The organism is Streptosporangium sp. NPDC002544 (assembly GCF_040295965.1).
In the GTDB taxonomy this organism is placed as follows: domain Bacteria; phylum Actinomycetota; class Actinomycetes; order Streptosporangiales; family Streptosporangiaceae; genus Streptosporangium.
Map to the genome: position 1 here is coordinate 12,877 of NZ_JBEOWJ010000042.1, position 13,589 is coordinate 26,465.

Annotated in this window: 10 protein-coding genes; 6 read left to right on the plus strand and 4 right to left on the minus strand. The window is 73.1% G+C overall.

Annotated features, from left to right (window positions below):
- Positions 1 to 346: 346 nt before the first annotated feature.
- The 4 genes from ABT061_RS41680 to ABT061_RS41695 form a co-directional block, all read right to left on the minus strand.
- Positions 347 to 2,011 (minus strand): hypothetical protein, encoded by a 1,665-nt coding sequence (locus ABT061_RS41680; protein WP_350928693.1) that lies wholly within the window; start codon positions 2,009 to 2,011, stop codon positions 347 to 349.
- Between the two features lie 64 nt (positions 2,012 to 2,075).
- A complete protein-coding gene (locus ABT061_RS41685) occupies positions 2,076 to 3,026 on the minus strand; it encodes a carbohydrate kinase family protein (RefSeq protein WP_350928695.1) in 951 nt (316 codons plus the stop codon).
- A gap of 7 nt (positions 3,027 to 3,033) precedes the next feature.
- On the minus strand, positions 3,034 to 3,972 hold the full coding sequence (locus tag ABT061_RS41690) for a pseudouridine-5'-phosphate glycosidase (protein WP_350928697.1): 939 nt from the start codon (positions 3,970 to 3,972) through the stop codon (positions 3,034 to 3,036).
- A 123-nt stretch (positions 3,973 to 4,095) separates the two neighbouring features.
- Positions 4,096 to 5,067, minus strand: a complete 972-nt coding sequence (locus ABT061_RS41695) for a YeiH family protein (RefSeq protein ID WP_350928699.1) — start codon at positions 5,065 to 5,067, stop codon at positions 4,096 to 4,098.
- Positions 5,068 to 5,245: 178 nt separating this feature from the next.
- Between ABT061_RS41695 and ABT061_RS41700 the strand changes: the two genes are divergently transcribed.
- From ABT061_RS41700 to ABT061_RS41725, 6 genes are all read left to right on the plus strand, one after another.
- Complete coding sequence (locus tag ABT061_RS41700; protein ID WP_350928701.1) at positions 5,246 to 6,205, plus strand: LysR family transcriptional regulator; 960 nt, start codon at positions 5,246 to 5,248, stop codon at positions 6,203 to 6,205.
- Positions 6,186 to 7,700 carry a phytoene desaturase family protein gene (locus tag ABT061_RS41705; RefSeq protein ID WP_350928703.1) on the plus strand — a complete coding sequence of 505 codons (1,515 nt, stop codon included), beginning with the start codon at positions 6,186 to 6,188 and terminating at the stop codon, positions 7,698 to 7,700. The genes ABT061_RS41700 and ABT061_RS41705 overlap by 20 nt, the downstream gene beginning before the upstream one ends.
- A gap of 73 nt (positions 7,701 to 7,773) precedes the next feature.
- Positions 7,774 to 8,481 (plus strand): response regulator transcription factor, encoded by a 708-nt coding sequence (locus tag ABT061_RS41710; protein ID WP_350928705.1) that lies wholly within the window; start codon positions 7,774 to 7,776, stop codon positions 8,479 to 8,481.
- Positions 8,478 to 9,875, plus strand: coding sequence for a HAMP domain-containing sensor histidine kinase (locus ABT061_RS41715; protein WP_350928707.1), 1,398 nt, complete (start codon positions 8,478 to 8,480; stop codon positions 9,873 to 9,875). Before ABT061_RS41710 ends, ABT061_RS41715 begins: the two co-directional genes overlap by 4 nt.
- Before the next feature lie 367 nt (positions 9,876 to 10,242).
- On the plus strand, positions 10,243 to 11,439 hold the full coding sequence (locus ABT061_RS41720) for a bifunctional glycosyltransferase family 2/GtrA family protein (protein ID WP_350928709.1): 1,197 nt from the start codon (positions 10,243 to 10,245) through the stop codon (positions 11,437 to 11,439).
- On the plus strand, positions 11,436 to 13,514 hold the full coding sequence (locus ABT061_RS41725; protein ID WP_350928711.1) for a mannosyltransferase YkcB-related protein: 2,079 nt from the start codon (positions 11,436 to 11,438) through the stop codon (positions 13,512 to 13,514). Before ABT061_RS41720 ends, ABT061_RS41725 begins: the two co-directional genes overlap by 4 nt.
- The last annotated feature ends 75 nt before the right edge of the window (positions 13,515 to 13,589 follow it).

The following is a 13,589-nucleotide window of genomic DNA, read 5'->3' on the forward strand; positions in this document are numbered from 1 at the left end:
GCTATCCCGACTCCCACCAGATGGCGTTTCCTTACGAAAAGTCGCAGGATTCAACAACAACGAGAGCCCGTTTCAGGGAAACGGGCCCCAGCGGTGTCGCTAAGTCACTTGAGTCCCAAAAGCATAGCGCCGAAAAAGAGCAGCCGGGAAAGGTCGGTCATTCCCATGCCGAGAAAGGGGATGTTTCGGAATCCTTGGTGGAAATCACAGGTCGTCGACGGCGCTCGGTGCTCGAATCGACGCGACCGGTGAGCGGCCCCCGGGGGTGGGGGCCGCCCATGCCGGTTTCGGTCGCCGCGGACGGCCGGTTCCCAGGGGCGGAAATCACTCCGAGGGGGCCGGAAGTTCAGGCGGGCAGCTGGGCGTCCAGGCGGTAGCCGTCCACGGTGACGTAGACCTGGTCGCCCGGCCGGGCGTTCAGGCGCATCAGGACGGGTTGCAGGGAGTCGAAGACAGGGTGGTCCCGCCAGACCAGGACCACCGCGTTGTCACCGGGGCCGGTGACCGAAAGCAGCGTGCCGGGACGCATGCCCAGCCGGGTGGCGTACCCCTCGGGCACGGCCACGGGGCCGCCCCGCAGGTGGTCGCTGGTCACCTCGATGCGCTGCCAGCGGCTCGGGTCGGCCGACGGGCTCGCGGGCGGGTGGAGCGGAGCCCGCTGGCTGGTGATCAGGTGCGGCCGGGTGTTACCGCCGGACAGGGCCGACAGCGTGGCCAGGGCGGCGCGGGGATCGATGCTGCCGGTGTTCACCTGCGGTATCGGCTGGCCGCCGCGGTGGTGGTGGCCGTTGGCCCCCGGAGTGCGGCGAGGCAGCTGCCTGGTCGCCTCGGCGGCGGCCTCCTGGGCAGGCGTCTCCTGCCCGCTCGCGGCCAGGGCGTCCAGCCAGGCCTGGGCCGAGTGAGCCCGGATGCCGAGCTGGTGCTCCATGAGCGCGACCGCGTCGGCGTCGATCGGCTTGTTCGCCAGGAGCTGGCGGGTCCGGTCGCGCAGGCCGCCCAGATCGCCCACGACGAGCCAGTCGTCCTGGAGCCGCCGATCGGGCATGAGCGTGACCAGCACCCGCCAGAGCGGGGTCTGGAGGGTGGGGACCTCGATCGGGTGCGCGGGGTCCGCGCCGATGAGCTGGTCCTTGGTGGCGGCGGCGCCCAGCCACTCGGTCAGCCCGAACATGTGCCCGGTCAGCGGTGCGGACTCCGAGGAGCGCAGCCAGAGCAGGATGCGTTCCTCGGCGGTGCGCTGGGCCGTGGAGAGCGCGTCGCGGTCGGCGTTCAGCTTGTGCGCGAGCGCGCGCAGGCTGATCGGGTCGACCGCGAAGAGCCGTTCCACGGCGACCGCGCGCTCCAGCGGGCTCCAGTCGCGGAACATGTTGTCCACCAGGCGCACCAGCGGATAGTCACTGAGGCGCACCGGAGGTTTGGCGGCGGGAGGTTCGGCGGCGGGGGCGGCCGGCTCCGGGGCCGGCGACTGGCGCTGCTCCTGCGGCGCGGGCGGCTGGGCCGGGATCGGTGGCGCGGGCACCTGCGCGGGGGCCTGTTCCTGTGCCGGGGACTGAGCCTGGGCGGCCGGCGCGGCCTGTTCGGCGAGCCCCGGGGTACGGCTGAGCACCTCGCGGAACATGGCGGTGACCAGGACCTCGGGAGAGGCGGGCATCGCGGGCCCGCTCAGGTCTCCCGCGGTCAGGCGGCGCAGGCGGCTCCAGCCGCCCAGCCCGGTGATGGCCAGGCGCGCGGGCTCCGGCCAGCCCGGCAGGGTGGGGTCGACCGTGTGCACGTGCAGGGCGGGCAGCACGTCGCTCAGCGGAAGATGGTCCCAGCGCGACAGCGAGAGCCGGGCCAGCCTGTCGCAGACCCAGTCGAGCCCGGCGGAGCCGAGGGCCTTGGGCAGGGTGACCGAGGACCACCAGCCGGCGGGCAGCCGGGGGTCGGCCAGGGCTTCGGCGACTTGCTGGGGACGGCTCCAGCGCAGGGCTGGGACCAGATCACTCAGGCAGATCGATGACTCGGCATCCATCGGCGGACCGCAACCTCCCCAAAGTGACGCGTGTGGCTAATGGTGCAGCTTACGCCGCAAGCTATCAATTGGTGTTAAGAGGGTAAAGCTCGTTCGTACCCAACTCCGACGGAAGGATACGTGGACGGCCCCCCAGGACCGTCACGGCCTCCGCTCCGGCACGGCGTCCGGCGTCCAGCGCGGCCTCGTCGTCGGCCCCGCTCAGCAGGGCCGTGAGCAACCCCGCGGCGAACGCGTCCCCCGCTCCAATGGAGTCAATCACCTCGGTGGTGAGTGCGGGAACCCGGGCGGTCAACTTTCCGTTCCTGGCCATCAGCGCGCCGCGGGAGCCGAGTTTCACCGCAGCCGCGCCGTAGCGCAGGCTCAGGATCTCCGCCGCGCCCTCGGCCGAGGTCTCGCGGGTGAGCAGCAGCGCCTCGTCCAGATTGGGGATGATCAGCTGGGCGGTCAGGGTCTCCTGGATGAACCGCTCGGCGCCGAACGAGCGCAGGAATCCGGTCGAGGCGGGGTCCACGCTGATCGAGACGCCGCGCCGGGACGCCTCGGCCATGGCCAGCCGGGAAAGCTGGAGCCCCGGCTCGGCGAACAGCGTGTATCCGGACAGGTGGAGGTGGCCCACCCCCTCCAGCAGGCTCTCGTCCCAGTCGCCCGTGCCGATGTGCCCGCCCGCGCCCCGGTTGGTGAGCATGGAACGCTCCCCGGTCACGTCGACCATGGCGATCACCACGGCCGTCGGCCGGTCGGGGTCGACCCGCAGGTGCGGCCGTACCCCGAAGCGCCGCAGCTCGGCGGCGTGCCAGTCGGCGGTGTCGAAGCCGACCCGGGTCAGGATGCGGGTGTCGGCGCCCAGCCGGGCGGCCCAGGAGGCCGTGTTGGCCCCCGAGCCGCCGGGACGCAGCACGATGTCGGCGGCGGTGTCCGTGCCGACGGCCAGGCCGCTTCTGGCCGACCCGCCGTGCAGCGCGACGACGTCGGTCACCACGTCGCCGATGACCAGTAGACCCGTTCCGGTCATGGTTTCCTCAGTTTCCCCGGCTCCAGGAGGCCGCGATCTGCCCGGCGAGGCGGACGTTGCCCCGCACCGCGGCCAGGTTCGCCTCGAGTGAGGCGCCGGCGGTGCCGCGTACCAGGTAACCCAGGAGGAACGGGGTGATGGCCTGGCCGGTGACCTTCTGCTCCTCGGCCGCCGCGAGAGCCTCGGCGAGTACCCGGTCGTGCAGTTCGGGGTCGAGCTGCTCCGACAGCGGCACCGGGTTGGCGACGATCAGCGCGCTCTCCGGACCGCCCAGCGCGTCCTGGGCCCGCATGATGTCCGCGGCCTCGGCCGGGGTCTCGATCCGCCAGTCGATCGGCTCGCCAGAGGTGTGCAGGTAGAAGCCGGGGAACTCATCGGTACGGAACCCCGCGACCGTGACGCTACGGGTCTCCAGCCGCTGCAGGGTGGCCCCGACGTCCAGGATCGACTTCACGCCCGCGCAGACCACGGTGATGCGGGTCCGGCTCAGCATGTCGAGGTCGGCCGACTCGTCCTGGCTGTCGGTCCATCCGCGGTGCACACCGCCGAGACCGCCGGTGGCGAAGATCCGGATGCCCGCCCTGGCGGCCAGGAACGAGGTGGCGGAGACCGTGGTCGCCCCGCTCGCCCCGAGTGCGGCGGCGGCGGGCAGATCGCGGAAGCCCAGCTTGCGAAGCCCGGGCTCGCCGGCGATGCGCTCCAGCTGGCTCTTGTCGAGACCGATGCGCGCCACACCGTCCAGTACCGCGATCGTCGCCGGCACCGCCCCGGCCTCGCGGACGAGCTGCTCCAGCTCCAGCGCGACCTCGAGGTTGCGGGGCTGGGGCAGGCCGTGCGAGATGATCGTGGATTCCAGGGCCACGATCGGGGCGCCCTGCTCCAGCGCCTCGGCCACCTCACTCGAGGGGCTCGGCATGCCGGTGAGGGACTGTCGGGTGGTACGCATGAGCTGGTTCTGTCTCCTTGTCCGAGGTCGTAATCATTGCTTGCTTTTGGAACGGTGTAAACGACACCGTCTTCCCCAAAAAGAGCACGTTACGGCGGTTGCCGGGAGACGTCCACTTAAAGATCAGCTAATGAGTAGGACTCCGATCAGTGAGATCCCGCCGATGATGGCCGTGGAGATCCCGCCCAGGAGCAGTGACCGCCCGCCCCGCACGAGCTTTCGGAGATCGACACCGGTGCCCAGGGCGAAGAGCGCCGCGGCGAGCAGCGTCGCCGTCAGCCCGGGGACGGCCCGGATGACCTCGGGCGGTACCGCGCCCAGGCTCCGCGCCGCCACGGCCACGACGAACCCGGCGACGAACAGCGGCAGCACCGGCGGCCGGCCCGCCGCCCGCCGGGCCCCGGGGGGTTCCGTCGAGGTACGGCGCAGGGCGGCGGAGGTGAGGCCGACGATCGGGGCCAGCAGCACCACCCGGGCCAGCTTGACGGCCACCGCGCTCACCAGGACCCCCGCTCCGGCCGCCGCGCCGATGGCCGCGACCTGTGCGACCTCGTGAACCGAGGCGCCGGCCCAGATGCCCAGCTGGTGCGGTGTCAGGCCCAGCGATCCCGCGAGCAGTGGCAGCGCGACGATCGAGGCGCTGCCGTACAGGACGACCACGCCGACCGCGGCCGCCACGTCGTCGTCGTCGCTTCCCGCGACCTCGTGCATGGCGGCCACGGCCGCCGCCCCGCAGACGGACACGCCGGTCGCGATCAGCAGGGACCTGCGCGGGCTCACCCCGACCCGGCCTCCGATCCACCGCGTCGCCGCGAACGTGACACCGGTCCCCGCCGCGACCACCGCCAGCACCGGCCAGCCGAGCGCCAGCAGTTCCGGCAGCGCGATCTGCAGCCCGAGCAGCACGATCGCCAGGCGGAGCACCCGGCGGGAGACGAACCTCAGCCCGGGGGCCAGCGAACGGTGCAGGCCGCCGAGATTGGTGAGCGCGACCCCGAGCGCCACCGCGATCACGGCGGCGCTCACCTCGGGAACGATCCGGGCGATGGCCGTGGCCAGCAGCACCGCGACGGCCACCGCCCCGAGGCCGGGCACGAGCGTCCCGAGCCCCGATGCCGTCGCCGGTGCCCGCCCCGTCGCAGCGGGCGCCGAGGGGGAGTGCCGGGTAGGTCCCGGTGAACGGGCGGGCGGGGAGGAGGGCATTGTCCGAGTGTCGGCGTGGCCCGGCGGGGCCGGTACCCGTCGTCTTGCTGGTAGGTCATAGCCTGGGGCTATGAGTGAGCTGCCCGACATCGAATCCCTGCGCCTGCTCGTCGATGTGGAACGCCTGGGCAGCCTCGGCCAGGCAGCCAGGGCGGCGGGCGTCGCGCAGCCGTCGGTGAGCAAGCGCATCTCGCTGCTGGAACGACGTCTCGGGCTGGAACTGCTGGAACGCACCCCGCGCGGCTCCGTCCTCACCCCGCAGGGCGCGATGGTCTCGGCCTGGGCCGCGCAGGTGCTGGCGGCGGCCGAGGAGCTCATGAGGGGGGTGGAGGCGGTACGGCACGGCCGGGCCGCCCACCTGCACATCGCCGCCAGCATGACCGTGGCCGAGTATCTGCTGCCGCGCTGGCTGGGAGAGCTCCAGAACCGTGAGCCCCAGGTACAGGTCGGCCTGGACGTGCAGAACTCGGCGGAGGTGGCGAAGCTGATCGGCGGTGAGATCGAGCTCGGCTTCGTGGAGGGGCCCTCGGTGCCGTCGGGGCTGGTGTCGCGGGTGGTGGCCACGGACCGGCTCGTGGTGGTGGTCGCGCCGGGCCATCCGTGGGCGCGCCGCCGTACCCCGCTGCGCGCCGCCGAGCTGGCCGCCACCCCGCTGGTCGTGCGGGAGCGGGGGTCGGGCACCCGCGAGACACTGGACGTCGCGCTGACCGGCTACGCCGTCGCCTCCCCGAAGCTGGAGCTCGGTTCCAACGCGGCGGTCAAGGGGGCCGCCCGCGAGGGTGCGGCCCCCGCCGTGCTCAGTGGCTACGCCGTGGAGGCCGAGCTGGCCACCGGCCGCCTGATCGAGGTGCCCACCAAGGACATCGACCTCGCGCGCCGCCTGCGGGCGGTCTGGCGCCGTGGCCGCACCCCCAGCGGCCCCGCCGCCACCCTGCTGAGAATCACCCTCTCCGCCGCCGGGCGGCCGGAGCCCCCGGCTCCACCGTCCGCTCAACCCACAGGGAAGTCTCGTGCTCCACTCTCGCTATGAAGCAGTGATCGTCGGAGGCGGCCACAACGGCCTGGTCGCCGCCGCCTACCTCGCCCGCGCGGGCCGGCGCGTCCTCGTCCTGGAGCGCCTCGACCACGTCGGTGGTCTCGCCGTGTCGGCGCGGGCGTTCCCCGGCGTCGACGCGCGGCTGTCGCGCTACTCGTACCTGGTCAGCCTGCTGCCCGCCAAGGTCGTGGCCGACCTGGGGCTCAACGTCACGCTGCGCCGGCGCCGTTACGCCTCGTACACGCCGGTGGGGGAGAGCGGGCTGCTGGTCGACAACGGCGACGCCGCGCGGACCGCCGCCTCCTTCGCCCGGGTCACCGGGGGCACCGGTGAGCTGGACGCGTGGCGGCGCTTCTACGGGATGACCGCCGACGTGGCCGGCAGGGTCGCGCCGACACTGCTGGAGCCTCTCGTCGACCGTGCGGCGATGCGGCGCCTCGTCGGCGACGAGGCGTGGCGCGACCTGTTCGAGCGGCCGATCGGTGAGGTGGTGGACGAGCGGTTCGCCGACGACACCGTACGCGGGGTGGTCCTCACCGACGCCCTCATCGGCACCTTCGCCGACCCCTCGGACCCGGGCCTGCTGGCCAACCGGTGCCTGCTCTACCACGTGATCGGCGACGGGACCGGCGACTGGAACGTCCCCGTCGGCGGCATGGGCGCGGTCTCCGGCGCGCTCGCCGACGCCGCCCGTGCCGCGGGGGCGGAGATCCTGACCGGCGCCGAGGTCCTCGCGGTCGACGCCTCGGGCGAGGTCGTCTTCCGCGACGCGGGCGGGGAGCACACAGTGGTGGGCGAGCGGGTGCTGGCCAACGTGCCGCCCGCGGTGCTCGCCCGGCTCCTCGGCGGCGCCGAGCCCGCCCCCGAGGGCGCCCAGCTCAAGGTCAACATGGTGCTGTCGCGGCTGCCCCGGCTGAAGGACCCCGCGGTGGACCCCGAGGCCGCGTTCAGCGGCACGTTCCACATCAACGAGGGCCGCGACCAGCTCGCCCGCGCGTTCGCGGAGGCGTCGGCCGGGCGGATCCCCACGCTGCCTCCGGCCGAGGTCTACTGTCACTCGCTGACCGACCCCTCCATCCTCGGCCAGGGGTTGCGGGAGGCCGGAGCCCACACGATGACGCTGTTCGGCCTGCACATGCCGGCCAGGCTGTTCCGCGACGACCCGGCCGGGGCGCGCGAGGCCGCGCTGCGCGCCACGCTCGCCTCGATGAACCGGGTGCTCGCGGAACCCCTTGAGGACTGCCTGCTGCGCGCCCCGGACGGCGGCCTCTGCCTGGAGGCCAAGACCCCGGTCGACCTGGAGACCGAGGCGGGACTGCCGGGCGGCCACATCTTCCACCGCGACCTGTCCTGGCCGTACGGGGAGCCGGGACGCTGGGGCGTGGAGACCGACCTCGAGCGCGTCCTGCTCTGCGGCGCGGGTGCCAGGCGCGGCGGTGGCGTCAGCGGCATCCCCGGCCACAACGCCGCCATGGCGCTGCTCACCTGAGCCCGTCCGGCCTGGGCGAAGGTGGCCCGAGGTGTTCATCGGGTTCTCATGATGAGCGTCTAACGTGAGGGCCATGGGTGACGGTGAGGCGGCGCGGGTGCTGGTCGTGGACGACGAGCCCGCGCTCAGGGAGGCGCTGCAGAGCAGCCTGGAGTTCGAGGGCTACCGGGTCGGCGTGGCCTCGGACGGCCAGGAGGCGCTGGAGACGCTGGAGCGGGAGCCGTACGAGCTGGTCCTGCTGGATGTGATGATGCCCCGGCTGGACGGGCTGACCGCCTGCCGCAGGCTCAGGGCGGCGGGCAACCACCTGCCGGTGCTCATGCTCACCGCCCGCGACGCCGTGGGCGACCGGGTCTCCGGCCTGGACGCGGGGGCCGACGACTACCTGGTCAAGCCGTTCGAGCTGGACGAGCTGCTGGCACGCGTCAGGGCGCTGCTGCGGCGCGGCGCGCTGAGCGCGCCCGCGGCCGAGGACGACGCGGGCCTGGTCTTCGGCGACCTGCGGATGGACACCGCCAGCCGGGAGGTCACCAGGGCGGGCGAGCGGCTGGAGCTGACCCGTACCGAGTACCTGCTGCTGGAGCTGCTCATGATCCATCCCCGCCAGGTGCTCACCCGCGAGCAGATCCTCAGTGAGGTGTGGGGCTTCGACTTCGAGCCCTCCTCCAACTCCCTCGACGTCTACGTCATGTACCTGCGCCGCAAGACCGAGACCGGTGGGCGTCCCCGGCTGATCCACACGGTCCGGGGGGTCGGCTACGTGCTGCGGAACTCCGCGTGAACGGTCGCCGCTCGCTGCGCTCGCGGCTGACCCTGCTGGTGGCGGCGGCCGTGGCGCTGGCGATCGCGGTCTGCGCGGTGCTGTGCTGGTTCGTCGTCAGAGCCGAGCTGCTGCGGCAGGTGGAGCGCTCCCTGGAGGTGCCGAAGGGGCCGCAGGGCATCGAGTGGATCGAGTCGTACTGCGCGGGGGGCCCGGCGGGGCCGAGGGGGAGCATCGAGCGCAGGCCGCCGTTCCGCATCCCGTCGGTCCAGTTGATCTACGCCGGTGGCGGCAGATGTGTCATAGGCGCCGCGCCCGTCAAGGTCACCCCCGCCGACCTGGCCCTGACCCAGGCCCCGCCCGGCACGAGAAGGATCAGGGACGGGGTGACCGACGGCGGCGAGGAGGTCCGGGTGATGACGAGGAACGTCGGGCCCGGCATCGCGATCATGGAGTCCCGGTCGCTGGAGGAGGTTCAGACCACCCTCGCGGCCCTGGCCTGGATCCTCGCCGGGGTCACCGCGCTCGGCGTGTTCGGCGCGGCCTCGGCGGGGCTGCTGGTCTCCCGCACCGCGTTGCGCCCGGTCGGCCGGCTGACCGAGGCCGTCGAGTACGTCGCCAGGACCGAGGACCTCGACACCAGGATCCCCGTCGAGGGCACCGACGAGATCGCCAGGCTCGGCGTCTCCTTCAACGCGATGACCACCGCGCTGGCCGGGTCCCGCGAGCGCCAGCGGCGGCTGATCGCCGACGCGGGGCACGAGTTGCGCACCCCGCTCACCAGCCTGCGCGCCAACATCGACCTGCTGCTGCGCAGCGAGAACACCGGGCGTCCGCTCGACCCCGCCCCCAAGCACAGGCTGCTGACCAACCTCAAGGCCCAGTTCGAGGAGATGTCCACGCTCGTCGGCGACCTGCTCCAGCTCTCGCGCGCCGAGGACGAGCACGAGCCGTACGTCGAGGTCGCCTTCCACGAGGTCGTCGAGGAGGCCGTGCGCCGGGCGCGGCTGCGCGCCCCCGACACCCCGATCGAGGTGGAGCTGCTCCCCTGGTACCTGCGAGGTGATCAGGCCGCCCTGGAGCGGGCCGTGGTGAACCTGCTGGACAACGCGGTGAAGTTCTCGCACGGGCGGGAGGGCCCGGTGCGGGTGAGGCTCCGGGGCGGCGAGCTGACGGTCAGGGACCACGGCCCCGGCATCCCCCGGGGGGAGTTGCCGTACGTGTTCGACAGGTTCTGGCGGTCGTCCTCGGCCCGCAGCATGCCCGGGTCGGGGCTGGGGCTGGCCATCGTGGCCAAGGCGGTGCGCGACGCCGGGGGAGAGGTGGAACTGGAGAACGCCGAGGGGGGCGGCATCCTCGCGCGCGTCCGCCTGCCCGGCTCTCCGGCCCGCGCCCACCTCCCCGCGGCGCCGTGAGGTCTCTCATCAGGACCGGGCTACGACGACAGCCTGCTGATGAAGCCGACCGGGGAGGGCGACGGCCACCTCGGGGTCATGACCTTCTCCGCCCCCGCCGGGAAGTGACCGCCTGAGAGCCCCCGGCCGGGGGCTTTCGTGTTCCACCGGCGTATGCGCAGCCGGGCCCGCCGGGCCCGCTGCCGGTGGCCTGATCGGCCGGTGCGAAGGACGGGGGCGCACTCGCGGACGGTCCCAGGCCCCGGCTGCGCGCGCCGGGGCTCCTTCGTTTTCTCACCCGGTGTTAACGGTCGCCTCAGGATCGCCCAAGGTCACCTGACGACTCTGGGGCCATGAGAGAACCGAGCCCTCACCCCGGGAGAGCAGCGTGAAGCAGGCGACAGCGCCGGCGCGCACCCGAACGGTCGAGATCGTGGTCCCCGTCCACAACGAGCAGCGGGTGCTCGACGAGAGTGTCCGCCGCCTGCACGCCTACCTCACGGGAACCTTTCCCTACGGCTTTCGCATCACGATCGCCGACAACGCCAGCACCGACGCCACCTGGCAGATCGCCACCGACCTCAGCCGCGAGCTGTCCGGCGTGCGCGCCCTGCACCTCGACGCCAAGGGCCGGGGCCGGGCACTGCGCAGGGCGTGGTCGGCCAGTGACGCCGACGTGGTCGGCTACATGGACGTGGACCTCTCCACGGACCTGGACGCCTTCCTGCCGCTGGTGGCCCCGCTGCTTTCCGGCCACAGCGACCTGGCCATCGGCACCCGGCTGTCTCGGGGGGCCAACGTCGTCCGCGGGCCGAAACGGGAGTTCATCTCGCGGACGTACAACCTGCTGCTCCGCTCGGCGATGGGGGCACGGTTCTCCGACGCGCAGTGCGGTTTCAAGGCGGTGCGCACCGAGATCGCGCAGGCGCTGCTCCCCGCGGTCGAGGACGAGGAGTGGTTCTTCGACACCGAGCTGCTGCTCCTGGCCGAGCGGCACGGCCTGCGCATCCACGAGGTGCCCGTCGACTGGGTGGACGACCCCGACAGCCGCGTCGACATCGTCAGAACCGTCAGGGACGACCTCAGGGGGATGGCGAGGGTGGCGCGGAAGACGTTGTCGGGGGCGGCCAGAATCCCGGTCCCGCCACGGGTGCGGGCGGCGCGGCTGCCCGGGGGCATGGCCCGCCAGCTGCCGAGCTTCGCCGTCATCGGCGTGGTCTGCACCCTGGCGCACCTGGCCCTGTTCGTTACCCTGCGCCTGGTGATGCCCGCCGTCGTGGCCAACGGGGTGGCCCTGCTCGTCACCGCGGTCCTCAACACCGCGGCCAACCGGCGCTTCACCTTCGGCGTCACCGGCCGCACCGGAGCCCTCCGTCACCAGCTCGAAGGCGGCCTGGCCTTCCTCGTCGGCCTGTCGCTGAGCACCGGCGGCCTGGCCCTGCTCAACCTCGTGGCACCCGCGGCGTCCACCGCCGCGGAGGTCGCCGCGCTCGTGACGGCCAACGCCGTCGCCACCCTCGTACGTTTCCTGATGCTCCGCACCTGGGTCTTCAACCCCCGCCGCGCCAAGGAGAACAGCCGATGACCACCCACACCTCGCCGGACGCGGTGCTGCCGACTTCGGGCGGGCGGCACACCGCCGGGCACACCGCCGGGCACACCGCCGGGCAGGGCGGGGTGCGGCGGGTGTTCCTCGGCGCCCCGGGCGACCCCCGCTGGGCGCGGCCCGGCCTGTGGGGGGTGCTCGCGCTGGCCACCGTCCTGTACGTCTGGGCGCTGGGGCGCAACGGTCACGCCAACGAGTACTACTCCGCCGCGATCCTGTCGGGCACCCAGAGCTGGAAGGCGTTCTTCTTCGGAGCGCTGGACGCGGGGTCGTTCATCACCGTGGACAAACCACCGCTCGCGCTATGGGTGATGGGGCTGTCCGCGAGGATCTTCGGGTTCGGCACCTGGAGCATGCTCCTGCCCCAGGCCGCCGCCGGGGTCGCCGCCGTCGCCGTGCTCCACTCGGCGGTGCGAAGAGCCATGCCCGGCGGGTACGGCCACGCCGCCGCACTGGTCGCGGCCCTGGTGATGACGCTGACCCCGATCACCGTGGCCATCAACCGGGACAACAACCCCGACACCCTCCTCGTCCTGCTGCTGGTGCTCGCGGCCTGGTTCTGCCAGGAGGCGGTACGCACCGGCCGGATGCGCGCGCTCGTCGTCTCGGCGGTGCTCGTCGGCCTGGCGTTCAACACCAAGATGCTCCAGGCCTACCTGGTGCTCCCGGCCTTCGCCCCGCTCTACCTGGCCATGGCTCCGGGGGCGCCGCTTCGCCGTCTCGGGCACCTGCTCGCCGCGGGCGCCGCGCTGGTGGTCTCCAGCGCCTGGTGGATGGTGATCGTGGACCTGTGGCCCGCGTCGAGCCGCCCCTACATCGGCGGCAGCACCGACAACTCCGTCCGGGACCTCGTCATCGGCTACAACGGCCTCGGACGGATCTTCGGCAACGGCGGGGGCCGGGCCGGGGGTGGCATGGGGTTCGGCGGTGAGGCGGGCGCCGGGCGCCTGTTCAACGACATCATGGCCGGGCAGATCTCCTGGCTGCTGCCCTTCGCCGTGATCGCCCTGGTCGCCGGCCTGGCCCTGACCGCCCGCGGCCCGCTCCGCGACGCCAGGATCGCCCTGCTGCTGTGGGGCGGCTGGCTCGTGGTCCACTACGTCGTGTTCAGCTTCTCCAGCGGCACCTTCCACCCGTACTACTCCACCGCGATGGCCCCGGCCGTCGCCGCTCTGACCGGTCTCGGCGGGGTGCTCGGCTGGAGGGCCTACCGGCACTCCAGGGCGTGGTCGTGGGTGCTGCCCGCGGGGATCGCGGTCACCGGGGCGTGGGCGTTCACCGTGCTGCGCCGCAGTACGGACTTCGTGCCCTGGCTGGCCTGGGCGGTCGCCGCGATCACGGTGACGGCGGTCGCCGGGCTGCTCCTGGCCCGCCTGGGGCCGCGGCTCCGGCTGCGGATCGCCGCCGTCGCGCTGACGGCCGGGCTGGCCGCCGGCCTCGCCGGTCCCGCCGCCTACGCGCTGACCCCGCTCGGCTCGGCCGTCAACGGCACCAACCCCACCGCGGGTCCCGCGGGGAGCGGCGGCTTCGGCGGCATGCGGGGCGGCTTCCCCGGAGGCGCGAGAGGAGGGGGCGCCGAGGATGACGGCGGACCTCCCGGTGGCGTACCGGGACAGAACTCGCAGCAGGGGGTGACCGGTGACGCCGTTCCGCGGACGCGCTACGGCCTCCCGGCCGGAGGCGGCATGCGTGGTGGCGGCCCCGGCGGTGCCATGGACCGGCAGATGATCGAATACCTGAGGAGGAACCGGGACGGCGCGACCTGGCTGGTGGCGGTGAGCAGCGCGCAGGGCGCCTCCTCGGCCATCCTGTCGACAGGGCTGCCCGTCATCGCGATGGGCGGCTTCACCGGGAGCGACCCCGCCATGACCGTGGACCGGCTCAGCGGGCTCGTCTCCTCGGGGCGGCTCAGGTACGTGATGACCGGAGGCGGCCGGGGCGGACCCGACGGGGGCGGGTCCCAGGTGACCGAGTGGGTGCGGGCCAACTGCACGGCGGTCAAGGCGTCGGAGTACGGCGGCTCCACCGACCAGTCCCTGTACCGCTGCGGCTGAGCCGGCGGGCCGGCCTGTCTGCCGGGCGGCCGGAGCCGTGCCGCTCCCGCTCTCCTCACCCGTACGACAGGGGCG